The sequence below is a fragment of the Janibacter alkaliphilus genome (assembly GCF_013408565.1).
GTDB lineage: Bacteria > Actinomycetota > Actinomycetes > Actinomycetales > Dermatophilaceae > Janibacter > Janibacter alkaliphilus.
Map to the genome: position 1 here is coordinate 3,245,506 of NZ_JACBZX010000001.1, position 23,279 is coordinate 3,268,784.

At 72.5% G+C, this 23,279-nt stretch carries 20 protein-coding genes; 13 read left to right on the forward strand and 7 right to left on the reverse strand.

The features are described from left to right. Positions 1-3 precede the first annotated feature (3 nt). Positions 4-729, reverse strand: a complete 726-nt coding sequence (yczE, locus tag BJY28_RS15355) for a membrane protein YczE (protein WP_179463767.1) — start codon at positions 727-729, stop codon at positions 4-6. Between the two features lie 61 nt (positions 730-790). Here yczE and yczR point away from each other — a divergent pair, with 61 nt between their 5' ends. Continuing rightward, positions 791-2,245 carry a MocR-like transcription factor YczR gene (gene yczR / locus BJY28_RS15360; protein ID WP_179463768.1) on the forward strand — a complete coding sequence of 485 codons (1,455 nt, stop codon included), beginning with the start codon at positions 791-793 and terminating at the stop codon, positions 2,243-2,245. A gap of 64 nt (positions 2,246-2,309) precedes the next feature. Continuing rightward, positions 2,310-3,275 carry an acyl-CoA thioesterase domain-containing protein gene (locus BJY28_RS15365; RefSeq protein WP_179463769.1) on the forward strand — a complete coding sequence of 322 codons (966 nt, stop codon included), beginning with the start codon at positions 2,310-2,312 and terminating at the stop codon, positions 3,273-3,275. A 68-nt stretch (positions 3,276-3,343) separates the two neighbouring features. Here BJY28_RS15365 and glgX read toward each other — a convergent pair whose 3' ends face one another. Together glgX and BJY28_RS15375 are read right to left on the reverse strand one after the other, a co-directional pair. Next, positions 3,344-5,464 carry a glycogen debranching protein GlgX gene (glgX, locus tag BJY28_RS15370; protein WP_179463770.1) on the reverse strand — a complete coding sequence of 707 codons (2,121 nt, stop codon included), beginning with the start codon at positions 5,462-5,464 and terminating at the stop codon, positions 3,344-3,346. 157 nt (positions 5,465-5,621) lie between these two features. Then, positions 5,622-7,019, reverse strand: a complete 1,398-nt coding sequence (locus BJY28_RS15375) for an MFS transporter (protein ID WP_179463771.1) — start codon at positions 7,017-7,019, stop codon at positions 5,622-5,624. 234 nt (positions 7,020-7,253) lie between these two features. On the opposite strand from BJY28_RS15375, the gene BJY28_RS15380 reads away from it, so the two are divergent. Genes BJY28_RS15380 through BJY28_RS15425 form a run of 10 tightly spaced genes read left to right on the forward strand, consistent with a single transcriptional unit; the run spans position 7,254 to position 19,132 of the window. Next, positions 7,254-8,018 (forward strand): helix-turn-helix domain-containing protein, encoded by a 765-nt coding sequence (locus BJY28_RS15380; RefSeq protein ID WP_179463772.1) that lies wholly within the window; start codon positions 7,254-7,256, stop codon positions 8,016-8,018. Beyond that, the gene (locus BJY28_RS15385; protein WP_179463773.1) at positions 8,015-11,737 is read left to right on the forward strand and encodes a nitrate reductase subunit alpha; all 3,723 of its coding nucleotides are present in this window, start codon (positions 8,015-8,017) and stop codon (positions 11,735-11,737) included. Before BJY28_RS15380 ends, BJY28_RS15385 begins: the two co-directional genes overlap by 4 nt. Before the next feature lie 27 nt (positions 11,738-11,764). Next, positions 11,765-13,462: a nitrate reductase subunit beta gene (narH, locus tag BJY28_RS15390; RefSeq protein WP_179463774.1), complete on the forward strand. Its 1,698-nt coding sequence runs from the start codon at positions 11,765-11,767 to the stop codon at positions 13,460-13,462. Continuing rightward, complete coding sequence (narJ, locus tag BJY28_RS15395) at positions 13,462-14,232, forward strand: nitrate reductase molybdenum cofactor assembly chaperone (RefSeq protein WP_179463775.1); 771 nt, start codon at positions 13,462-13,464, stop codon at positions 14,230-14,232. The genes narH and narJ overlap by 1 nt, the downstream gene beginning before the upstream one ends. Continuing rightward, positions 14,229-15,005, forward strand: coding sequence for a respiratory nitrate reductase subunit gamma (gene narI / locus BJY28_RS15400; RefSeq protein WP_179463776.1), 777 nt, complete (start codon positions 14,229-14,231; stop codon positions 15,003-15,005). Before narJ ends, narI begins: the two co-directional genes overlap by 4 nt. Before the next feature lie 32 nt (positions 15,006-15,037). After that, positions 15,038-16,213: a ThiF family adenylyltransferase gene (locus BJY28_RS15405; protein WP_179463777.1), complete on the forward strand. Its 1,176-nt coding sequence runs from the start codon at positions 15,038-15,040 to the stop codon at positions 16,211-16,213. 27 nt (positions 16,214-16,240) lie between these two features. Then, entirely contained in the window at positions 16,241-17,488 is a 1,248-nt protein-coding gene (locus BJY28_RS15410; protein ID WP_343037149.1) for a molybdopterin molybdotransferase MoeA, read from the forward strand. Beyond that, positions 17,485-17,976, forward strand: a complete 492-nt coding sequence (gene moaC, locus BJY28_RS15415; RefSeq protein WP_179463778.1) for a cyclic pyranopterin monophosphate synthase MoaC — start codon at positions 17,485-17,487, stop codon at positions 17,974-17,976. Before BJY28_RS15410 ends, moaC begins: the two co-directional genes overlap by 4 nt. Further along, the gene (locus BJY28_RS16985; protein ID WP_179463779.1) at positions 17,973-18,896 is read left to right on the forward strand and encodes an NTP transferase domain-containing protein; all 924 of its coding nucleotides are present in this window, start codon (positions 17,973-17,975) and stop codon (positions 18,894-18,896) included. Before moaC ends, BJY28_RS16985 begins: the two co-directional genes overlap by 4 nt. Next, positions 18,893-19,132, forward strand: coding sequence for a MoaD/ThiS family protein (locus tag BJY28_RS15425; protein ID WP_179463780.1), 240 nt, complete (start codon positions 18,893-18,895; stop codon positions 19,130-19,132). Before BJY28_RS16985 ends, BJY28_RS15425 begins: the two co-directional genes overlap by 4 nt. Positions 19,133-19,174: 42 nt before the next feature. Here BJY28_RS15425 and moaA read toward each other — a convergent pair whose 3' ends face one another. The 4 genes from moaA to BJY28_RS15445 form a co-directional block, all read right to left on the reverse strand. Next, the gene (gene moaA, locus BJY28_RS15430) at positions 19,175-20,251 is read right to left on the reverse strand and encodes a GTP 3',8-cyclase MoaA (protein WP_425485725.1); all 1,077 of its coding nucleotides are present in this window, start codon (positions 20,249-20,251) and stop codon (positions 19,175-19,177) included. Next, on the reverse strand, positions 20,248-20,685 hold the full coding sequence (locus BJY28_RS15435; protein WP_179463781.1) for a molybdenum cofactor biosynthesis protein MoaE: 438 nt from the start codon (positions 20,683-20,685) through the stop codon (positions 20,248-20,250). The genes moaA and BJY28_RS15435 overlap by 4 nt, the downstream gene beginning before the upstream one ends. Continuing rightward, on the reverse strand, positions 20,685-21,206 hold the full coding sequence (locus BJY28_RS15440) for a molybdenum cofactor synthesis domain-containing protein (RefSeq protein ID WP_179463782.1): 522 nt from the start codon (positions 21,204-21,206) through the stop codon (positions 20,685-20,687). Before BJY28_RS15440 ends, BJY28_RS15435 begins: the two co-directional genes overlap by 1 nt. Before the next feature lie 74 nt (positions 21,207-21,280). Next, on the reverse strand, positions 21,281-22,435 hold the full coding sequence (locus BJY28_RS15445; RefSeq protein WP_179464243.1) for an acyl-CoA dehydrogenase family protein: 1,155 nt from the start codon (positions 22,433-22,435) through the stop codon (positions 21,281-21,283). Positions 22,436-22,542: 107 nt separating this feature from the next. Here BJY28_RS15445 and BJY28_RS15450 point away from each other — a divergent pair, with 107 nt between their 5' ends. After that, positions 22,543-23,151 (forward strand): TetR/AcrR family transcriptional regulator, encoded by a 609-nt coding sequence (locus BJY28_RS15450; protein WP_343037150.1) that lies wholly within the window; start codon positions 22,543-22,545, stop codon positions 23,149-23,151. Positions 23,152-23,279 lie beyond the last annotated feature (128 nt).

Consider the following 23,279-nt stretch of genomic DNA (forward strand, 5'->3'; position numbering starts at 1 on the left):
GGCTCAGGGGGCCGGGTCGGTGGCGCAGGCCGCCAGGCCCGGCGCTGGCTCGGGCCCAGCGCCGCCCTCGCGCGGACGCCCGGAGAGGTCCACCGTGACCATCGGCAGGAAGGCCTGGATCACCGGCCCGATGAGCAGCGCGTAGAGCACCGTGCCGACTCCGACCACCCCGCCGAGCAGCCAGCCCAGGGCCAGCACGGTGATCTCCAGCAGGGTGCGCACCAGCCGGATCGAGCGCCCGGTGCGCTGGGCCAGGCCGGTCATCAGTCCGTCCCGCGGCCCCGCGCCGTACTGGCTGCCGATGTAGAGCGCCCCGCCGAAGCCGTTGACGACGATGCCGCCGATCAGCAGCGCCCACCGGGCGGCCAGCCCTTCGGCGTCGTCGAGCACCGCGAGGGTGGCGTCGGTGGCCAGCCCGACGATCACCGCGTTGGCGATCGTGCCCAGCCCGGGCCACTGCCGCAGCGGGATCCACAGCAGCAGCACCGCCACGCTGGTGAGGATGATGATCGTGCCGAAGCTCAGCCCGGTGAGCCGGCGCAGCCCGTCGTGGAAGACCCCCCAGGGCTCCAGCCCGAGGTGGGCCCGCACCAGCATCCCCATCGCCACCCCGAAGAGGACCAGCCCGACGACGAGCTGGGCCAGCCGTCGCCCGGTGCGGCCGGCCCGCAGCTGCTCGAGCGGGGTCATCGGCTCGAGCGGGACGTTGCGGCGAAGGAGCGTGCGCATGGCTCCATGCTCGCCGACCGCCCCTTCCCGGCGAAGAGCCAATCGTGACAAAGTGGTTCGCATGCCCCGCAGCATCTCCCCCGGCCGGCTGGCCACCCTGCTCGACGACGCGCCCCGCCGCTCCCCCGCCTACCGCGAGGTGGCCACCGCGCTGCAGATGCTCGTCGACGACGGCCGGGTCCCAGCCGGCACCCGGCTGCCCAGCGAGCGGGTCCTGGCCGAGCAGCTCGGCGTCAGCCGGACGACGATCACGCGCGCCTACGCCCGGCTCGTCGACGCCGGCTTCGCCACCGCCCGCCACGGGTCCGGCACGGTCGCCGCCCTGCCGGACGCCGCTTCCCGGGACGGGCGGGGCGCGCTCATGCCGGCCGAGTCCACCGGCTCGGCCGACGGCGCCATCGACCTCACCTGCGCCGTGCTGCCGCCACCGGTCCAGCTGCACGCGGCCTACGAGCAGGCGCTGAGCCGCTGGTCCCCCGAGATGGGCGGCTCCGGCTACTACCCGCTCGGGGTGCCCGCGCTGCGCGAGGCGATCGCCGAGGACTACACCCGCCGGGGCCTGCCCACCCACGCCGACCAGGTGATGATCACCAGCGGGGCCATCGGCGCGCACGCCGTCGCCGCCCGGGCCCACCTCGTGCCGGGCGAGCGGCTGCTGCTGGACAGCCCGGTCTACCCCAACTCCCTCGCCTCGCTGCGTGCCCACGGGCTGCGGCCGGTGGCCGTGCCGCTGGACGACGACGGCTGGGACCTCGACACCTGGGCCTCGGCGGCGCGCGCCGGCGCCCGCGCGGCGCTGCTGCTGCCCGACTTCCACAACCCCACCGGCCTGCTGATGAGCGACGACGAGCGCGCCCGGCTGAGCCACATCCTGCGCCGGCAGCGGGCCCTCGCCCTGGTCGACGAGACCCTCGCCGGCACCGCCCTCACCGGCCCGGCCGCCGACGGCGGCATGCCCGCCCCCTTCGGCGCCCACCACCACCGCACGGTGATGATCGGCGGCGCCAGCAAGAGCCACTGGAGCGGGCTGCGGATCGGCTGGCTCCGCGCCCCCGCCGAGCTCATGGGCCCCCTGGTCGCCGCCCGCACCACCCTCGATCTGGGCTCGGCCGTGCTCGAGCAGCTCGCCCTGCTGGAGCTCATGGCGCACGAGGACGAGATCGCCACCACGCACCGCGAGGCCGCCACCGCGCGCCGCGACGTGCTAGCCGCCGAGCTGCGCTCCCACCTCCCGAGCTGGCGCTTCCGCATCCCCGACGGTGGGCTGAGCCTGTGGGTGGAGCTGCCCGAGCCGGTCTCCACCGCCTTCGTCGTGGCCGCGGAGGCCCGCCGGGTGCTGCTCGCGCCGGGACCACGCTTCGCCGCCGAGTCCGGTCTGGAGCGCCGGCTGCGCATCCCCTTCACCGCCCCGGAGGCCACCCTGCGCGAGGCGGTCCGCCGGATGGCGGCCGCCTGGGAGGCCCTGGACCGCCGGGCGATGCCGCGGCGTGACCCGGCCCGGCCGCTGATCGCCTAGTCTCCCCGTGGGAGGCACCACCGAGACGGGCGCACCAGACGGCACGACGGGAGAAGGTAGTCACGTGAGCGAGCAGAGCGGTCTCACCGCGCAGCAGGAGGCCTCCCTGGCGGACCTGCTGGCCATCCTGCGGCTGGAGCCGCTGGGCAGCGCGCAGATCCGGATCGACGGTGTCGACGGCGAGGAGGCGGTCGCAGTCAGCAGCGGCGCCGCGGACGTCTTCATCGGGCAGAGCATCAAGCAGCCGCACAACCGGGTCTTCGGCGGTCAGGTGCTGGCGCAGGCGCTGATGGCCACCAGCCTCACCGTCCGGGACGAGCACGAGGGGCGGCTGCCGCACTCGCTGCACGCCTACTTCATGCGCCCCGGCGACGACACCCTGCCGATCCGCTTCGCCGTGGAGCGGATGCGGGACGGCCGGTCCTTCTCCACCCGCCGGGTGCACGCGATCCAGCACGGCAAGCCGATCCTCTCGCTCACCGCCTCCTTCCAGGACCCGGCCGGCGGGCTGGACCACCATGCCGAGATGCCCGAGGTCACCGCACCGGCAGAGCTGCCGTCGCTCTCCGACCTCTTCGCGACCATCGACCACCCGCGGGCGCAGCACCTGGCTGCGCGGCCGGCGGACCACCGCTACGTCGAGGGGCACATCGCCTTCGAGCCGTCTACCGAGCCGACCGCGGTGCAGCACGTGTGGATGCGGGCGATCGGCGAGATCGACGACGACCCCTACGTGCGGGCCGCGGTGCTGGCGTACATGTCCGACTACTCGCTGCTGGAGCCGGTGCTGCGTCGGCACGGGCGCACCTGGACCGACCGGGCGATGAGCGTGGCCAGCCTGGACCACACGATGTGGTTCCACCGCCCCTTCGACCCCTCGGCCTGGCTGCTCTACGCCCAGGAGTCGCCCTCGGCGCAGGGCGGGCGTGGGCTGGGCATCGGCAAGGTCTTCAGCGAGGACGGCACCCTCGTCGCCACCATCGCTCAGGAGGGCATGGTCCGGGTCCCGGCGGGGTCGGACGGCGCCTGAGCGGAGCGGCGCCCGCCCTTCCGGACGCGCTGCCGGCCCTCAGGACCAGCGCCTGGTGGGACCAGCGCTCAGCCGTCGTCGCGGGCGTGCCGCAGCACCATGACCGCGCGGGAGTGGATCTCCACCTCGGCGCCGGCCGCGACGCGCGTGGACCCGTCGGCGACCGTTTCGCTGACCGTGTCCACCTCCACGCTCCACTCCTGCCCGTAGTTCGCCGGGGGCAGGGTGAAGGTGGCCGCCTCGCTGCCACCGTTGAAGAGCATGAGGAAGTCGTCGTCGACGACCCGGCGACCCCGCTCGTCCGGCTCCGGGATCGCCTGCCCGTTGAGGTAGACCATGAGCGAGTCCGCGGACCCCTCGCCCCACATGCCGTCCTGCATGTGGGTGGCGTCCGGCCGGAACCACTCGATGTCGCCCATCTCGGACTCGCCGCCGTGGTCGGCGCGGCCGGCGAAGAAGCGCCGCCGCCGGAAGACCGGGTGGTCGTTGCGCAGCGCCACCACCGAGCGGGTGAAGGCGAGCAGCCCGCGCTCCTGCTCGTCGAGCTCCCAGTCCACCCAGGCGATCTCGTTGTCCTGGCAGTAGACGTTGTTGTTGCCCTCCTGGGTGCGCGAGATCTCGTCGCCGTGGGCGAGCATCGGCACGCCCTGGGAGAGCATGAGGGTGGCCAGGATGTTGCGCTGCTGCCGGGCGCGCAGCGCGTTGATCTCCGGGTCGTCGGTGGGCCCCTCGACGCCGCAGTTCCACGAGCGGTTGTGGCTCTCGCCGTCCTGGTTGTTCTCGCCGTTGGCCTCGTTGTGCTTCTCGTTGTAGGAGACGAGGTCGCGCAGGGTGAAGCCGTCGTGGGCGATGACGAAGTTGATCGAGGCGAAGGGGCGCCGCCCGGAGTGCTCGTAGAGGTCCGAGCTGCCGGTGAGCCGTGAGGCGAACTCGCCGAGGTCGGCGCCCTGCCCGCGCCAGTAGTCCCGCACCGTGTCGCGGTACTTGCCGTTCCACTCCGTCCACAGCGGCGGGAAGTTGCCGACCTGGTAGCCGCCGTCGCCGACGTCCCAGGGCTCGGCGATGAGCTTGACCTGGCTGATCACCGGGTCCTGCTGGATGAGGTCGAAGAAGGCGGAGAGCTTGTCCACCTCGTGGAACTGCCGGGCCAGGGTGGCGGCGAGGTCGAAGCGGAAGCCGTCGACGTGCATCTCGGTGACCCAGTAGCGCAGGCTGTCCATGATCAGCTGCAGCACGTGGGGGCTGCGCATGAGCAGGCTGTTGCCGGTGCCGGTGGTGTCGTAGTAGTAGCGCTTGTCCTCGTCGACCAGCCGGTAGTACGAGGCGTTGTCGATGCCGCGGAAGGCGAGCGTCGGGCCGAGGTAGTTGCCCTCGGCGGTGTGGTTGTAGACGACGTCGAGGATGACCTCGATGTCCGCGGCGTGCAGCGCCTTGACCATCGTCTTGAACTCGGCGACCTGCTCGCCGCGCTGCCCCGCGGCGTAGCCGTTGTGCGGGGCGAGGAAGCCGATCGTGTTGTAGCCCCAGTAGTTGCGCAGGCCCTGGTCCTGCAGCGAGGGGTCCTGGACGAACTGGTGCACCGGCAGCAGCTCGATCGCGGTGATCCCCAGCTCGGTGAGGTAGTCGATGATCGCCGGGTGGGCGATCGCCGCGTAGGTCCCGCGGATCTCCTCGGGCACCTCCGGGTGGGTCATCGTCAGACCCTTGACGTGCGCTTCGTAGATGACGCTGTCGTGGTACTCGTGCCGCGGCGGCCGGTCGTGGCCCCAGTCGAAGAAGGGGTTGATGACCACCGAGTACATCGTCTTGGCCAGGCTGTCCTCCTGGCTGCGCCTGCTCTTGTCGGCGAAGTCGTAGGAGTAGAGCGACTGGTCGTTGGTGATCTGCCCCTCGATCGCCTTGGCGTAGGGGTCCAGCAGCAGCTTGCTGGCGTCGAAGCGGTGCCCCTCGCTGGGCTTCCACGGGCCGTGCACGCGGTAGCCGTAGCGCTGACCGGGCTGGATCCCGGCGATGTAGCCGTGCCAGACGAAGGCGTCCACCTCGGTGAGGTCGTGGCGGGTCTCGCCGCCGTCATCGTCGATGAGGCAGAGCTCGACCCGGTCGGCGACCTCGGAGAAGAGGGCGAAGTTGACGCCGCTGCCGTCGTAGGTGGCCCCCAGGGGGTAGGGCTGGCCGGGCCAGATCTCCACGGAACTCCTCGTTCGCTCTCGCATCAGGGCGACCGAGACAGGGGTGAGCGCTCCCGCTCGGCGGAGGCCAACTCTACGTGCTGCGGCTTCGGACCCGAGAATCGTCAACGGGCGCAGCGGCGCCCGGCGACGGGGCGGCAGGTCCGCCTCGGCCGGCTCAGCCGGGGCGCGGCGCCCCCGGGCGGGCGTAGCGCCACCAGGTGATGGCGACGCACATCACGGCCCAGGCGACACCGATCCCGTAGAAGGCGACCGCCCCCACCGCGGTCACCCCGACACCGAAGAAGAAGGGACCGAAGGCGGCGATGGCCGCCGTCCAGCCGATCACCCCGCCGGCCTGGCGCCGCTCGAAGATCATCGGCATCTGCTTGAAGGTGGAGGCGTTGCCGATCCCGGAGAAGAGGAAGATCGCCAGCATCCCCCAGAGGAACTGCGTGAACCCGCTCTCCAGCGCGGCGGCGGAGGAGGTGTCCGGGGTGAGCGTGGTCATCGTGAAGGCGATGGACCCGATGAGCCCGATCCCGGAGATCAGCGTCCACACCGCGCCGCCCATCCGGTCGGTCAGCGGCGAGAAGACCACCCGTGCGCCGGCGCCGACCAGCGGCCCGAGGAAGACGTAGGCGACCACGTCGGGGACGTCGTAGCCGGTCACCAGCACCTGTGCCTGCGCCCCGGTGCCGGAGACGATCTCCGGGTTGGACTCGCCGTAGAGGTTGGACATGAGCAGCCCGAACTGTGCCGACAGGCCGGAGAAGGTGCCGAAGGTCATGATGTAGAGCAGCGTCATCCACCAGGTGTCCTGGTTGCCGAAGATGTCGAACTGCTTGCGGATGTTGGCCTCGACCGGCACCGAGCGCAGCATCGTCCAGGCCAGCACGGCGCCGACGAGCATCAGCGGGATCCAGACGAAGGCGGCGTTCTGGTACCAGACCTCCTCGTTGGGCGCGCCGGCGACGGCCAGCGTCTGGCTGCCGCCGAAGACCGCCAGCGCACTGATCCCGATGAGGTAGGGGGTGAGCAGCTGCACCAGGGAGACCCCGAAGTTGCCCAGGCCGGCCTGCAGCCCGAGCGCCGTGCCCTGCATGCGCCGCGGGAAGAAGTAGCTCGTGCTCGGCATGAAGCCGGAGAAGGCGCCGCCGCCGATGCCGGCGAGGAAGGCCAGCACCATGAGCTCCCAGTAGGGCGCGGTGGGCTCCTGCACCCGCACGCCCCAGCCCAGCGTGGAGAAGACCAGCAGCAGCGTGGTCAGGCTGACCATCTTGCGGGTGCCCATGATCGGCGGCAGCACCATCCAGACCAGCCGCAGCAGCCCGGCGGCCAGGCCGGGCATCGCAGCCATCCAGTACAGCTGGCTCTCGCTGAAGGTGTAGCCCAGCGCGTTGAGCTTGGGGATCACCGCGCTGGGCAGGAACCAGGCGACGAAGGCGAGGGTCAGGCAGAAGGTGGTGACCCACAGCGTGCGCCAGGCCAGGCCGGAGTCCCACGAGGCAGCGTCCTCCGGGTCCCACGACTCCAACCACTCGCGGCCGCGGGCGGCCTCCGGGGAGCTGCTCATCAGACGGTCTCCATCTCGCGCAGGTGTTCCTTTTTATTCCTCTTAAGAGACTACGAGCGGCAGGCTACACGCCCGCGTCGAGGTCGGCGACCTCTGGCATCGACATCCTGTCGGGCGATTCAGATCGCTGATAGTTCGCCGATTTTCACCACATCGGTGTTGCCGAAGTCGGGTGATCAGATGTCCGACGCGCAGTCGTAGTGAAATTCATCGTTATCTGGCACACTCCGGTGCGTGAGCACCTCTCCCCCACCCCCGCCCGACGAGGGCGTGGGTCTGCTGCGGTCCGCGGTCCGACGGGACATCGTGGACACCCTCGCCAACCTCCCCGAGGACGAGCGCGAGGAGGGGCTCAGCGCCCAGGAGCTGGCCGGGCTCGTCGGGCTGCACGTGACCACGGTCCGCTTCCACCTCGACCAGCTCGTCGACGGCCGCCTGCTCACCAGCCACCTGGCCCGCTCCCAGGGCGCCGGCCGCCCCGGCAAGAGGTACGCGGTGGCCCCCGGGAGCATCCGGGCCGCGGCCACCGAGGAGCACTACCAGGCGCTGGCCACGGTGCTCGCCGAGATGGTCGCCGGCCAGGACGAGGACGGCCAGCAGGTCACGCCCGAGTCCGCGGGGGCCGCGTGGGCCCGGCGGAACGCCCCGCGCCTGCTGCAGCAGCCGTCGCTGGAGGAGCCCGCCCGCTCCCCCGGCGCGTGGCTGAGCAAGGTCGGGCTGATGATCGACGTGCTGCGCGAGTGGGGCTACTCACCGACCCTGCGCACCGAGCAGGAGGGACGCAGCGTCGAGGTCGAGATCACCGGCTGCCCCTTCATCGAGCTGGCGCACAGCCAGCCCGAGGTGGTGTGCGGGATCCACCGCGGCCTCATGCGCGGCACCCTCGAGGTCTTCGGGGAGGACGACACCGAGCTGTCGTTGCAGCCCTTCGTCGGCCCGGACCGCTGCCTGGCGCACGTGACGACCCGGACCGGCTTCACCCGAGGAGGCACCCCATGACCCCCGCCCCGCACCGCCCCGACGCGTCCTCCGAGCAGCCCACGGCCGCGGGTCTGGACGGCCCGCTGTCCGAGGCGCTGGTCGGCACCCGCCGCTTCTTCACCCGCGCCGAGGTGTCGCCGGATCAGCGGAGCATGTACCTCCAGGGCGGCCGGTCCGGGGACTCCTTCTACCGGGACCGCTGGAGCCACGACAAGGTGGTGCGCAGCACCCACGGGGTGAACTGCACCGGCTCGTGCTCCTGGAAGGTCTACGTCAAGGACGGGATCATCACCTGGGAGGCGCAGCAGACCGACTACCCCAGCACCGGCGCCGACCGGCCGGAGTACGAGCCCCGCGGCTGCCCGCGCGGCGCCGCCTTCTCCTGGTACACCTACTCGCCGACCCGGGTGCGCTACCCGTACGTGCGCGGGGTGCTGCTGGAGATGTACCGCGAGGCCAGGGCCCGCTACGGCGACCCCGTGGTCGCCTGGGGGTCGATCGTCCAGGACCCCGAGCAGGCGCGCCGCTACAAGAGCGCCCGGGGCAAGGGCGGGCTGGTCCGCGCCAGCTGGGACGAGGCCAGCGAGATGATCGCCGCGGCGCACGTCTACACGATCAAGCGGTGGGGACCGGACCGGATCGCCGGCTTCTCCCCCATCCCGGCGATGTCCCCGGTCTCCTACTCCTCCGGGGCCCGCTTCCACGAGCTCATCGGCGCCCCGATGCTCTCCTTCTACGACTGGTACGCCGACCTGCCGAACGCCTCGCCGCAGATGTTCGGCGACCAGACCGACGTGCCCGAGTCCGGGGACTGGTGGGACGCCGGCTACCTCATCATGTGGGGCTCGAACGTGCCGCTGACCCGCACCCCGGACGCCCACTGGATGACCGAGGCGCGCTACCGCGGGCAGAAGGTGGTGGCGGTCGCCCCGGACTACGCGGAGAACGTGAAGTTCGCCGACGAGTGGGTGGCCAGCGCGCCGGGGACCGACGGCGCCCTGGCGATGGCCATGGGCCACGTCGTGCTCCGCGAGTTCTTCGCCGACCGGCAGGTCGACTTCTTCACCGGCTACAACCAGCAGTACACCGACCTGCCGCACCTGGTCTGCCTGGAGCAGGCCGACGACGGCACCTGGCGTCCCGGCAAGTTCCTCACTGCCGCCGAGCTCGACGGGCCGCAGCAGGAGACCGAGCACGCAGCCTGGAAGCCGGTGGTCGTCGACGAGGTGACCGACGAGGTGGCAGTCCCGAACGGCTCGATCGGGCACCGGTTCGGCGAGCAGGACGCGGGACGCTGGAACCTCGAGCTCGGTGACCTGCGTCCCCGGCTCAGCCTCTACGGCAGCCCGGAGAGCGTCGCCGTGGCCCTCCCCCGGTTCGACAACCTCGACGGCGCCGCCCAGGACGAGGCCCGCGGGGTCCCGGTGCGTCGGGTGGGCGAGCACGTGGTCACCACCGTGCTGGACCTCGTGCTGGCTCACTACGGGGTCGGCCGCGAGGGGCTGCCCGGCGACTGGCCGAGCGGCTACGACGACCCGTCCGGTCCGGCCACCCCGGCCTGGGGGGCCGAGATCACCGGGGTGCCGGCCGAGCAGATCACCCGGCTGGCGCGGGAGTGGGCGCAGAACGCCATCGATACCGGCGGTCGCGGGATGATCCTCATGGGCGCCGGCACCAACCACTGGTACCACTCGGACCAGATCTACCGGGCCATGCTCGTGCTGACGACGATCACCGGGTGCCAGGGCCGCAACGGCGGCGGCTGGGCGCACTACGTGGGCCAGGAGAAGGTGCGCCCGATCATGGGCTTCCAGCACCTCGCCTTCGCCCTGGACTGGGTCCGCCCGCCGCGGCACATGAACCAGACCGCGTACTGGTACGTCAACACCAGCCAGTACCGCTACGACACCTTCTCCGCCGAGGAGGTCAACGGTCGTACCGGCGCCTTCGCCGGCCGCACCACGATGGACCTGCTGGCCCAGTCCGTGCGGCTGGGCTGGACCCCCTCCTACCCGCAGTTCGACCGCAGCTCCCTGGCGGTCGCCGACGAGGCCCGTGCGGCCGGTGTGCCGGTCGGCGAGCACGTGGCCCGGTCCCTGCAGGACGGCAGCCTGCGCTTCGCCATCGAGGACCCCGAGGCCCCGGAGAACCACCCGCGGATCCTGTCGCTGTGGCGGGCCAACCTCTTCGGCTCCTCGGCCAAGGGCAACGAGTACTTCCTCAAGCACCTGCTCGGCACCGACAACGCGGTCCGGGCGCAGCAGGCCGACCCCGGGCTGCGCCCGGTCGACGTGACCTGGCCGGAGCAGGCCGCCGAGGGCAAGCTCGACCTGCTGCTCACCCTGGACTTCCGGATGACCAGCTCCACGCTGCTCTCCGACATCGTGCTGCCGGCGGCCACCTGGTACGAGAAGCACGACATCAACACCACCGACATGCACCCCTTCGTGCACTCCTTCAACCCGGCGATCGCGCCGCCGTGGCAGGCCCGCAGCGACTGGGAGACGTGGAAGACGATCGCCGAGCGCTTCTCGCAGATGGCCACCGACCACCTCGGCACCCGCTCCGACGTCGTCGCCAAGCCGCTGTGGCACGACACCCCCGAGGCGATGGCCACGGTGCACGGCCGGGTGCGGGACTGGAAGCACGGCGAGTGCGAGCCGGTGCCCGGCAAGACCCTGCCGGTGATCGTCGAGGTCGAGCGCGACTACACCGCGGTGCACGCGCGGATGACCTCGATCGGACCGCTGCTGGAGAAGGTGGGGATGGTCACCAAGGGCGTCGCCTACGACGTCGCCCGCGAGGTGGAGATCCTCGGTCGGCGCAACGGCCTGGTCCGGGGCGGCCCGACCGCCGGGCGACCGCGGCTGGAGACCGACGTGCAGTTCGCCGACTCGATCATGCACCTGTCGGCGACCTGCAACGGGCACCTGGCGACCCAGGGCTTCCGCACCCTGGAGCAACGCACCGGCACCCGGCTGCACGACCTCGCGGCCGAGCACGAGGGCAAGCAGATCACCTTCGCCGACACCCAGGCCGCGCCGGTGCCGGTGATCACCTCACCAGAGTGGTCCGGCAGCGAGTCCGGGGGGCGGCGCTACTCCCCCTTCACGATCAACATCGAGCGGCACAAGCCCTTCCACACCCTCACCGGTCGGCAGCAGCTCTACGTCGACCACGACTGGATGCTCGGGATGGGCGAGGCGCTGCCGACCTACCGGCCGCCGCTGAACATGACCCGCCTCTTCGGCGAGGCCCCGGTCGGCGAGCGCTCCGAGCTGGGTGTCTCGGTGCGCTACCTCACCCCGCACAACAAGTGGTCGATCCACAGCGAGTACCAGGACAACCTCTTCATGCTCAGCCTCAGCCGAGGCGGGCAGACGGTGTGGATGTCGGACGTGGACGCGGCGAAGATCGGGGTCCGCGACAACGACTGGATCGAGGCGGTCAACCGCAACGGCGTCGTCGCGGCGCGGGCCGTGGTCAGCCACCGGATGCCCGAGGGCACCGTCTACATGCACCACGCCCAGGACCGGCTCATCGACGTGCCGCTCACCGAGACCGACCAGCGGCGCGGCGGCATCCACAACAGCCTCACCCGGATCCTCGTCAAGCCCAGCCACATCATCGGCGGCTACGCCCAGCTGTCCTACTTCTTCAACTACATCGGTCCCACCGGCAACAACCGGGACGAGGTCACGATGATCCGCAGGCGCACCGCGCCGGTCACCTACTGACCCTCGAGCCCAGGGAAGGACGCAGACATGCGCGTCATGGCACAGATGGCCATGGTCATGAACCTCGACAAGTGCATCGGGTGCCACACCTGCTCGGTCACCTGCAAGCAGGCGTGGACCAACCGGTCCGGCACCGAGTACGTGTGGTTCAACAACGTCGAGACCCGGCCGGGCCTGGGCTACCCGCGGGGATACGAGGACCAGGAGGAGTGGCAGGGCGGCTGGACGCGGCGCCGCGACGGGCGGCTCACGCTGCGGGCCGGGGGCCGGCTGAAGAAGCTGCTCAACATCTTCTCCAACCCCAAGATGCCCAGCATCCACGACTACTACGAGCCGTGGACCTACGACTACGAGACGCTGCTCAACGCCCCCGCCCAGGACACCTTCCCGGTCGCCCGGCCCTACTCCATGCTCTCCGGGAAGCCGATCAACGTGCAGTGGTCGGCGAACTGGGACGACGACCTCGGCGGAAGCGCCGAGCACGCCGTGGCCGACCCGATGCTCAAGGGCATCGAGGACAAGGTGAAGATGGAGTTCGACCAGACCTTCATGTTCTACCTGCCGCGCATCTGCGAGCACTGCCTCAACCCCAGCTGCGCCGCCTCCTGCCCCTCCGGCGCGATCTACAAGCGCACCGAGGACGGCATCGTCCTCGTCGACCAGGACCGCTGCCGCGGCTGGCGGATGTGCGTCACCGGCTGCCCGTACAAGAAGGTCTACTTCAACCACAAGACAGGCAAGGCGGAGAAGTGCACCTTCTGCTACCCCCGGGTGGAGGTGGGCATCCCCACCGTGTGCGCCGAGACCTGCGTGGGCCGGCTGCGCTACATCGGGATCATGCTCTACGACGCGGACCGGGTGCTGGAGGCGGCGTCGGTCGAGGACGAGAGCGGCCTCTACGAGGCGCAGCGCTCGGTCTTCCTCGACCCCTCCGACCCGGAGGTGGTGCGCGAGGCCGAGCGCGCCGGCATCCCCGAGGACTGGATGGAGGCGGCCCGCCGCTCCCCGGTGCGGCGCCTGATCAGCGACTACAAGGTCGCGCTGCCGCTGCACCCGGAGTACCGCACGATGCCGATGGTCTGGTACATCCCGCCGCTCTCCCCGGTGGTCGACGCCGTCTCCGGCAGCGGGCACGACGGCGAGGACAGCGACAACCTCTTCGCCGCCATCGAGACCCTGCGCATCCCGGTGGAGTACCTGGCCAACCTCTTCACCGCGGGCGACACCGCGCCGGTCGACGCGGTGCTGCGGCGGCTGGCGGCGATGCGCAGCTACATGCGCGACATCAACCTCGGGCGCGACCCGCAGGCGCGCATCCCGGAGGCGGTCGGGATGCGCGAGGAGGAGATGTACGAGATGTTCCGCCTGCTGGCCCTGGCGAAGTACGACGAGCGGTACGTCATCCCGACGGCGCACGGCGAGCAGGCCCACTCGCTCGAGGAGCTGGCCACCGACTGTCCGGTCAGCGGCTTCGACGACGAGCTGCCCGAGACCAGCGGGCCCTTCGGCGAGGGCTCGGGACCCGGTGCCGGCCCCCCGGTAGCGGTGGAGAACTTCCGTATGCTGCAGGAGCGGCAGACCTCCGACGAGCTCGTCGGCGGGGGCCGCAAGACCGGCCGGGTCAACCTGCTCAACTGGGACGGGAAGGGGACCCCCGACGGCCTCTTCCCGCGGGGGGACGAGGACGCTCCGGCCCGCCCCGGGCGCGGCGGTGAGCACCGATGATGCCCTGGCGACGGCACCGGCGGACCGCACCCGCCGCGGACCCGGCCGAGCTCACCGGGCTCGCCGACACCTGGCAGCTGGTCTCGCTGCTGCTGGACTACCCGGACCAACGGCTGATCGAGCTGCTGCCGGTGCTGCGCGGTGCCGCCGAGGGCCTGCCTGAGCCGGTGCGCGAGCCGCTGCTCGGCTTCATCGAGCACGCCGAGGGGCGGCCCCTGGCCGACCTTCAGGCCGACTACGTCGACACCTTCGACGTCACCCGTCGCTGCGCGCTGCACCTGACGTACTTCCTGCACGGCGACACCCGCAACCGGGGGGCGGCGCTGATCCGGTTCAAGCAGGCCTACCGGCGCGCCGGGGTGGTGCTCTCCGACGAGGACGCCGAGCTGCCCGACCACCTCTGCGTGATCCTCGAGCTGGGCGCCACCACCGACCCGGGAACCGCCTGGCGGCTGCTGAACGACCACCGGGTGGGGATCGAGCTGCTGCACACCGCGCTGGTCGGCCGGGACTCCCCGTGGCTACCGGTGGTCCAGGCGCTGCGGGCCACCCTGCCGCGCCTCGAGGGTGAGGACCACGAGGCGCTGGCGAGGCTGATCGCGCAAGGGCCTCCTCAGGAGGAGGTCGGCATCGACGACGCCCCTTACGCGCTCGACCCGGCGCTGGAGGAGCACCTGTCTCCCCCGGGGCCCGGCTGCGGCCCGCAGCCGGGCCGGAGGCCCGAGCCCATCACCCTCGGCCCGACCCGACGCGCAGGAGCCCACCGATGAGCACGTTCCTCTGGGTGATCGTCCCCTACCTGACCCTGGCCACCTTCGTCGTCGGGCACGTCTGGCGCTACCGCTACGACAAGTTCGGCTGGACCACCCGCTCCTCCCAGCTCTACGAGGACCGGCTGCTGCGCATCGGCAGCCCGCTCTTCCACTTCGGCATGCTCGGCGTCGTCCTCGGGCACGTCATGGGTCTGGTCGTGCCGCAGTCCTGGACGGACGCGGTCGGGCTGGATCGGCACACCTACCACCTCATCGCGCTCATCGGCGGCATCCCGGCCGGCGTCGCCACCGTCGTCGGCCTGGTCATCCTCGTCTACCGCCGGCGCACCACCGGGCCGGTCTTCTCGGCGACGACGACGAACGACAAGGTGATGTACGCCGTCCTCGGCGGGGTGATCGTCCTGGGGATCTGGAACACCATCGCCGGGTCGCTGCTGCAGATCGGCGGCGAGTACAACTACCGCGAGGGGGTCTCCCCGTGGTGGCGCAGCATCTTCGCCCTGCAGCCCGAGCCCGAGCTCATGGCGCAGGCGCCGCTGGGCTTCCAGCTGCACGCGATGCTCGCCATGATCCTCTTCGCCATGTGGCCCTTCACCCGGCTGGTGCACGTCTTCAGCGCCCCGCTGGGCTACCTGACCCGCCCCTACCTCGTCTACCGCTCCCGCGACGCCCGCCCCGGAGCCGGGACCGGCAGCCGCGCCCCGGGGCGTGGCTGGGACCGGCCCGAGCTGCACGGCGTCGGCGAGCGCCGCGGGCGCGGGCGGCGCTAGGCCCGGCGCGAGCCGGCGCGTACCGTCGAGACATGCCCGTCCCCGCTCTGGTCTCCCCCGGCCCCCCGCTGAGCCGGGGGCAGACCACGCGCTACGCCCGGCACCTGCTGCTGCCCGACGTCGGCGAGACCGGACAGCGACGGCTGCTGGCAGCCCGGGTCGCCGTGGTCGGGGCCGGCGGGCTGGGCTCCCCGGTGCTGCTCTACCTCGCCGCCGCCGGGGTCGGCACGATCACCGTCATCGACGACGACGTCGTGGAGGTCACCAACCTGCAGCGCCAGGTCGTGCACTCCGCCGACGACGTGGGCCGCCCGAAGGTGGACAGCGCCGTGGAGGCGGTCCGGGCGCTGAACCCGGACTGCCAGGTCGTCGGGCTCGCCGAGCGGGTGACCGCCGCCAGCGCCGAGCGGCTGCTGGCGGGCCACGACCTCGTCCTCGACGGCAGCGACACCTTCGACACCCGCTACGTCGTCGACGCCGCCTGCACCGCTCTGGGGGTGCCGCTGGTGTGGGCGGCCGTCTACCGCAGCGCCGCCCACCTGACCACCTTCTGGCCCGGCGCGCCCGAGGGGGTGCCCGCGGTCGGGCTGCGCGACCTCTTCCCGCACCCGCCTCCCCCGGGCAGCGTCCCGGCGTGCGGCGACGCCGGGGTCCTCGGCGCGCTGGTCGGTCAGGTCGGCGCGATGATGGCCGGCGAGGCGATCCGGCTGATCACCGGCAGCGGCCGCCCGCTGTGCGGCCGGCTGCTCTACATCGACGCGGCCACCAGCACCCAGCGGGAGATCCCGCTCGCCCCGTCCGGCGCCTACGTCGACGGTCTCCCCCAGGGCCTCATGGCGCCGCCGGCCGGCCCTCCGGGCTCCGGCGCGGACGAGGGCACGCCGCTGATCACCCCGACCGACCTGGCGGACCGGCTGGCGGCACCCTCGCCCCCGACGGTGCTCGACGTCCGCGAGGCCGCCGAGGTCGCGATAGGCGTGGTTCCGGGCGCCCGGCACCTGCCCGTCGGTGAGCTGACCGACGACCCGGACCTGCGGAGCCTCGGGCTGGAGCCGGACCAGGAGCTGGTGCTCGTGTGCAAGGCCGGGCCCCGGGCCCACCTGGCGGCCGACGTGCTGCGCCGCGAGGGCTACCAGAGGCTCAGCGTGCTCGAGGGTGGGATGCTCGCCTGGATCGACCAGGTCGCCCCCGAGCTGCCCCGCTACTAGACCGTCCCCGACCCCGAAGGACCCGGAGTGCCCGAGATCCCCGCCGGCCAGAGCCGCACGGTGCTCTCCCTCGAGGAGTACCGCGACGAGGTGCTCGCCCTCGTCTCCGGACCGACCCCCGCCGAGACGGTCTCCACGGCGGACCCGCGCGCGCTGCTGGGACGGGTGCTCGCGGACGACGTCACCTCGCGCGCGCCCGTTCCCGCCTTCGCCAACTCGGCGATGGACGGCTATGCGGTGCGCTGGGCCGACCTCGCGGTGGGCGCGAGCCTGCACGTCGTCGCGGAGATCGCCGCCGGCGACCGGCAGGACCCGACGCTCGGCCGCGGCGAGTGCGCACAGATCATGACCGGGGCGCCGCTGCCGCGTGACGCCGACACGGTGGTCCCCGTCGAGGCGACCCGTCCTGCGGGAGCCACGGTCACGATCACCCAGCTACCGGCGCACGGCCGTGGGGCGCACGTCCGCGGCGCCGGCGAGGATCTCGCGGCCGGCGACACGGTGTGCCCCGCCGGCACCACCCTGGACCCGGCCTGGCTCGCCGCGGTGGCGGCCGCCGGATGCCCCGAGGTGAGCGTGCGCCGTCGACCGGTGCTCGGCATCGCCGCCACCGGCGACGAGCTGGTCCCTGCCGGGTCGGAGCTCGCCCGCGGTCAGATCTACGAGTCCAACGGCACGCACCTGGCCGCCACCGCGGTCCGGCTGGGCGCCGAGGTCGCCGCCACCACCGTGATCCCCGACGACGAGGACCGCTTCGTCGCCGCCCTCGACGAGCTGAGTGCCGGCTGCGACCTCGTCGTGCTCAGCGGCGGGGTCAGCGTCGGCGTGCACGACGTCGCGAGGATCGTCCTGGGCGAGCAGGCCGACGGCACCTTCCGGCACGTGCGCGTCCAGCCGGGCAAGCCGCAAGGGTGGGCCCGGTGGCGCGGGCGCGTCCCGGTGCTGGCGCTGCCCGGCAACCCGGTGAGCACCGCGGTCTCCTTCGAGCTCTTCGGCCGACCGGTGCTGGACCGGATGCTCGGTCGGCCGGCGGCGCCGCTCGGCCGGGCGGTCGCGGCGCACGGGTGGTCCTCACCGCCGGGTCGACGCCAGCTCGTACCGGTCCGGCTCAGCAGCGACGCCGACGGGCGGCTGCTGGCCCAGCCCGCCCACCGGCGCGGCTCGGCCTCGCACATGGTCACCTCGCTGGCCGGTGCGGACGCGCTGGCGGAGGTCCCCGAGGACACCATCGACGTCGTCGAGGGCGACGTGCTGACGACGAGGAGCCTGCGATGACCCATCCGCTGACCCACCTGGACGAGGCCGGCGAGGCCCGGATGGTCGACGTCACCGAGAAGCGGCCGAGCGTGCGGACCGCCACCGCGTCGGCCACCGTGCGCTGCGCGCCGCACGTCGTCGAGCTGCTGCGCGACGGCTCCGTGCCGAAGGGGGACGTGCTCGCCGTGGCCCGGATCGCCGGGATCCAGGCGGCCAAGAAGACCCCGGACCTGCTCCCGCTCGCGCACGTCATCGGCGTGCACGGGGTCGACGTGGACGTGCGCGTCGCCGACCACGGGGTCGAGGTGCTGGCCACCGTCCGCACCGCCGACCGCACCGGGGTGGAGATGGAGGCTCTGACCAGCGCCTCGGTCGCCGGTCTCGCGGTCATCGACATGGTCAAGGGACTCGACCGGTCGGCCTGCCTCGCGGAGGTGGTGCTGCAGCGGAAGGAAGGGGGCCGCTCCGGCACGTGGACCCGAGAGAGCCTCGGAGGGCCCGCGTGACCGCCGTCGCCGGCGACGTCTCGCACGACGTCGTGGTCGTCGCCGGGGGCAGCGGCTCCCGGCTCGGCGGGGCGGTCAAGGCCGACCTCGTCCTCGGCGGGCAGCGGCTCATCGACCGGATCCTGGCCGCCACCGGCCAGGCCCGCGCCCGGGTGCTCGTCGGCCGCGGGATCGCGGTGCCCGACGACGTCGTGGTCACCCTCGAGGACCCGCCCTCGGGGGGACCGGCGGCTGGCACCGCGGCCGGGCTCCGCGCGGTGGCCCGGCCCTCGCCGTGGACCCTGCTGCTGGCCGGCGACCTGGCCGACCCGGCCTCAGGGATCGCCGCCCTGCTCACCGCGGCCGCCGAGGTCGACGCGGCCGCCGACGCCTCGGACGTGGACGGCCTCTGCCTGGCCGGCGACGCCGAGCACCCGCAGTGGCTCTTCGGGCTGCACCGCACCCGGGCGCTGCGCGCCGCGGTGGACTCCCTGGATCAGGTGCACGACCGGTCGATGAAGGCGCTGCTCTCCCCGCTGAGGCTGCGCACCGTCCCGGTGGCCGCCGACACGGTGGCCGATATCGACACCACCGCCGACCTGGACCGCTGGTCGGCGCGGCTGGGCACCACCGCGCCGCGAGTGCCACGGATGCGCGGCGACACCGCGCAGCAGGCCCGGTGGCGGGCCTGGGTCGAGCTCGCCGCCGACGCGGTGGGGGTCGACCCGGACCTCGTCGACATCACCGGGATCCACGCGCTGACCAAGCAGGTCGCGCACGGTTACGACCGGCCCCTGGCCCCGGTGGGTGCCTACCTGCTCGGTCTCGCCGTGGGGGCCGCGCAGGAGCGGGGCGAACCGGTCGACCAGGCGGCGCTGCGCCGGGCGATCCAGGCCACCCTGGCGGACGCCCCGCCCATCGACCCGGAGGAGGAGTCATGATCACCGTGCGCTGGTTCGGCGGGGCTGCCGAGGCGGCCGGCACCGAGGAGGAGACGTACCCGTCCGGGCCGCTGGGTGAGGTGCTGGCGGCCGCTCGCGACCGGCACGGACCGGCGTTGTCCCGGGTGCTCCCACGGTGCGCGCTGCTCGTCGACGGGGTGCACGCGGGGGACGGCGACCCCGTGGTGCCGCCGGGCGCGACCCTGGACGTGCTGCCGCCCTTCGCCGGCGGCTGAGGACGGCACGGCGGCTCGCCGCACGTCCGGCTGAGGCGCCGGTCAGCCGCCGATGGCGCTCATCGGCCGCGGCGGCTGCAGGAAGCCCGGGTCGTCGATGCCGTGACCGGGCTGCTTCCCAGCCAGGCAGGCGTGGATGAGCGCGGTGAGGTCTCGCTCGTCCCGGCCCTCGCGCAGCGGCGTGCGCAGGTCGGTCTCGCCGCGGGCGAAGAGGCAGGAGCGCAGCTGGCCGTCGGCGGTCAGCCGCAGCCGGTCGCACGACCCGCAGAAGGGCTGGGTGACCGAGGCGATGACCCCGACGGTGGCCGGGCCGCCGTCGACGAGGAAACGCTCGGCCGGGGCAGCCCCACGACCCGGGACCTCGCTGAGCTCGACCCCGTCGCGCAGCATCGCCAGGATCTCGGCGCCGGTGATCATCTCCGAGCGCTGCCAGGAGCGGCCGCCGTCCAGCGGCATCTGCTCGATGAAGCGCAGCTCGTAGCCGCGCTCGACCGCCCAGCGCAGCAGCTCGAGCGGCTCATCGTCGTTGACCTCGCGCTGGAGCACGGCGTTGATCTTGATCGGGTGCAGCCCGGCCTCGTCGGCCGCCGCGATCCCGGCCATGGTGTCGGCGAATCGGTCGCGCCGGGTCATCGCCGCGAAGCGCTCCGGGCGCAGGGTGTCCAGGCTGATGTTGACCCGGGCCAGCCCGGCGTCGGCCAGCGGCCGGGCCAGCTGGGGCATCCGCAGCGCGTTCGTCGTCAGCGACACCTCGACCGGGCCGTCCTCGCCGGTCATCGCGGCGATCCCGGCGACGACGTCGACCGCGTCGGGGCGCAGCAGCGGCTCGCCACCGGTCAGCCGCACCTCGGTGATCCCGGCGTCGACGGCCACCTGCACGACCCGGAGCAGCTCGTCGGTGGAGAGCATCTCCTCGCGGGGCAGCCAGGGCACCCCTTCGGCGGGCATGCAGTAGGTGCAGCGCAGGTTGCAGCGGTCGGTCAGCGAGACCCGCAGGTCGCGGTGCTGCCGACCGTGCGGGTCGACCAGGGGGGTGCCCGGTGCGACCCGGTCCGCGGAGACACCGGCGGCGCCGACCCCTTCGGCGGGGCGCACCCGCGGCGACGGCAGCGAGGTCAGCACGTCAGACCCGACCAGACGTGCGCGCCGTCGGCCTGGTGCTGCTTCTTCCACACCGGCAGCTCGCGCTTGATCTCCTCGACGACCTCGCGGCACACGTCGAAAGCCAGCGCCCGGTGCGCGCTGCCTACGCAGACGACGAGCGCGAGGTCGCCGACGGCGAGGTGACCGGTGCGGTGCGCGGCGGCGACGGTCGCGGCGTCGTCGTGGTCGTAGCGGGCGAGCACGTCGCGCACCACCCGCTCGAGGATCTGCGGGGCCTCGGGGTGCGCCGAGTAGTCCAGGGCGACGACCTCGCCGTCGGCCTCTGGGTCGTGGTCCCGGACGACCCCGACGAAGGTGGCCACGGCGCCGTGCTGCGTCGACCCCACGACAGCCGAGAGCCGACCGAGGTCGAGGGGGGCGTCAGTGACGGCGGCGTGCGCGAGCGGCATCAGTGTTCGCCTCCCGCGGGGTGGCCTCCGGGGTGGTCGCCGCCGGCGAGCTGGTCCAGCACGTGCGCCACCAGGGGCAGCAGCACCTCGAGGCCCTCGCGGACACCGGCGGTGCTGCCGGGGAGGTTGGCCACCAGCGCCCCGGGATGCCCGTCGGTGGCGTCGACGACCCCCACCAGGCCGCGGGTGAGCACTGCGTGCGGGGTCGACCTCGCACCGGTGGCGCGGATGATCTCGGCGATGCCGGGGACCTCGCGGTCGATGACGGTGCGGGTGCCCTCGGGGGTGCGGTCGCGGGGGCCGACGCCGGTGCCGCCGGTGGTGACGACCAGGCGGGCTCCCTGGCTCAGGGCCGCACGCACCGCCGCGGCGACCGAGGCCTCCCCGTCGGGGACGACGGTGATCTCCGCGGGATATCCCCCTTCGCCCAGCGCGGCGACCGCCGCCGGGCCCGAGCGGTCCTCCCGCTCCCCAGCGGCGCTGCGGTCGGAGACCGTGATGACCTGCGCCAGCGGCTGCACCACTCCACGGTACGGGACGCGCGTCGGCCCCGGACGTGGTGTCCGGGGCCGATGCGGTGCTGCGAGCAGGTCGCTCAGAGGCCGAGGTCGCGGCCGATGAGCTCCTTCATGATCTCGTTGGTGCCGGCCCAGATCTTGTGCACGCGAGCGTCCTTCCACGCGCGGGCGACCCGGTACTCGTTCATGAAGCCGTAGCCGCCGTGCAGCTGGACGCACTCGTCGAGCACGGAGCACTGCACCTCGGCGGCCCACCACTTCGCCTTCGCGGCATCGACGGCAGTCAGCTTGCCGTCGGCGTGCGCGGTGACGCAGTCGTCGACGTAGGCCTGGGTGACCTCGACCTTCGTCACCAGCTCGGCGAGCTTGAACTTGTTGTGCTGGAAGGTGCCGATCGGGGCGCCGAAGGCCTTGCGCTCCTTGACGTACTCCAGGGTCTCCTTGAGCATCTGGTCGGCGTTGGCGATGTTCGAGACGGCGTTGCCGAGGCGCTCCTGCGGCAGCTTCTGCATCATCGCGACGAAGCCCATGCCCTCCTCGCCGAGCAGCCGGTCGGAGGAGACCCGGACGTTGTCGAAGAAGAGCTCGGAGGTGTCCGACTCGGGCTGGCCGATCTTGTCCAGCGGCTTGCCCTTGGAGAAGCCCTCGTCCTCGGCCTCGAGGACGAAGAGGGAGATGCCCTTGGCGCCCTTGCTCGGGTCGGTGCGCACCGCGACGACGGCGAGGTCGCACTGGTAGCCGTTGGTGATGAAGGTCTTGGAGCCGTTGATGATCCAGTCGCCGGAGCCGTCGTCGGCGCGCACCGCGGTGGTCTTCAGCGCGGCCAGGTCAGAGCCGCCGGAGGGCTCGGTCATCCCGATCGAGAGGATCTTCTCGCCGGTGGCGACCTGCGGCAGCCAGCGCTCCTTCTGCTCCTGGGTGCCCATCGCGACGATGTACGGCGCGGTGATGTCGGAGTGGATGCCGAAGCAGGAGGAGGTGGCCGCGTTGAAGGCGGCGAGCTCCTCGGCCAGCACCGCGTTGAAGCGGTAGTCGTCGATGCCGGCGCCGCCGAACTCCTCGGGGATGGTCAAGCCGAAGAAGCCCTGCTTGCCGGCCTCGAGCCAGACCTCGCGCGGGATGGTGTGGTCGGCGATCATCTGCTCGGCGCGGGGCACGAGCATGCGCTCGACGAACTCCTTGACGGAGGCGCGGAAGGACTCGTGGTCCTCGTCGTAGATGTTGCGGGGCACGGGGACGGCCTCTCTTCTCGGCTGCGGCAGGTGGTGCGCCCACCACGCGACGACCGCCACGCGCTAAGCGCTTGCTTAGCGTACGGCGGGAGGGCATGCTGGGGCAAGTGAGCACGTATCCCCTCGCGACACCGTCGTCCGAGTCACCCACCGTGCTGCGGCTCTTCGAGGCCGCGGCCGACGCCTTCGGCGCCAAGGGCTTCCACGCCACGACCACCCGGGACATCGCCTCCCGGGCCGGCCTCTCCCCCGCGGGGGTCTACGTCCACTTCGCCAGCAAGGAGGACCTGCTCTTCCAGCTGTGCCGCGAGGGGCACGAGGTGGCCCGCGACTCGCTCGCCGCCGCGGCGGCGAAGGCGACGACGCCCTCGGACGCGCTGGCCGCGATCATCGGCGAGTTCGCCCGCTGGCACGCCGAGCAGCACCAGGTGGCCCGGATCGTGCAGTACGAGTTCCGCCACCTCAGCCCGGAGCACCAGCACGAGGTGCTCGGGCTGCGCCGCGAGATCGACGCGGTCGTGCGCGGGGTCGTCGAGGACGGGGTCGCGACCGGCAAGTTCGACGTCGACGACGCCCGCACCACCGCCCTGGCCCTGCTCTCTCTCGTCGTCGACGTCGCCCGCTGGTACCACCCGGACGTGCGCCGCACCCCCGAGGAGATCCAGACCACCTACGCCGACCTCGCCCTCCGCCTCGTCGGCGCCCACCCCCGCTGACCCGGCAAACCTCACCCGTCCCCCCTTTATCGGGTTACCCGATAATGCGTCGGTTGCCGGGGAAGGCTTCCCCCGCGACCGAGAGGTTCTCCTCAGCCGGGTGAGTAGCACGAAGGTCGGTGGGTGGT

What these genes read in the sequence shown, in the direction of transcription:
- yczE (WP_179463767.1), bottom strand. Translation starts at nt 729, where the DNA reads ATGCGCACGCTCCTTCGCCGCAACGTCCCGCTCGAGCCGATGACCCCG.
- yczR (WP_179463768.1), top strand. Translation starts at nt 791, where the DNA reads ATGCCCCGCAGCATCTCCCCCGGCCGGCTGGCCACCCTGCTCGACGAC.
- BJY28_RS15375 (WP_179463771.1), bottom strand. Translation starts at nt 7,019, where the DNA reads ATGAGCAGCTCCCCGGAGGCCGCCCGCGGCCGCGAGTGGTTGGAGTCG.
- BJY28_RS15385 (WP_179463773.1), top strand. Translation starts at nt 8,015, where the DNA reads ATGACCCCCGCCCCGCACCGCCCCGACGCGTCCTCCGAGCAGCCCACG.
- narH (WP_179463774.1), top strand. Translation starts at nt 11,765, where the DNA reads ATGCGCGTCATGGCACAGATGGCCATGGTCATGAACCTCGACAAGTGC.
- narJ (WP_179463775.1), top strand. Translation starts at nt 13,462, where the DNA reads ATGCCCTGGCGACGGCACCGGCGGACCGCACCCGCCGCGGACCCGGCC.
- narI (WP_179463776.1), top strand. Translation starts at nt 14,229, where the DNA reads ATGAGCACGTTCCTCTGGGTGATCGTCCCCTACCTGACCCTGGCCACC.
- BJY28_RS15405 (WP_179463777.1), top strand. Translation starts at nt 15,038, where the DNA reads ATGCCCGTCCCCGCTCTGGTCTCCCCCGGCCCCCCGCTGAGCCGGGGG.
- moaC (WP_179463778.1), top strand. Translation starts at nt 17,485, where the DNA reads ATGACCCATCCGCTGACCCACCTGGACGAGGCCGGCGAGGCCCGGATG.
- BJY28_RS15425 (WP_179463780.1), top strand. Translation starts at nt 18,893, where the DNA reads ATGATCACCGTGCGCTGGTTCGGCGGGGCTGCCGAGGCGGCCGGCACC.
- BJY28_RS15435 (WP_179463781.1), bottom strand. Translation starts at nt 20,685, where the DNA reads ATGCCGCTCGCGCACGCCGCCGTCACTGACGCCCCCCTCGACCTCGGT.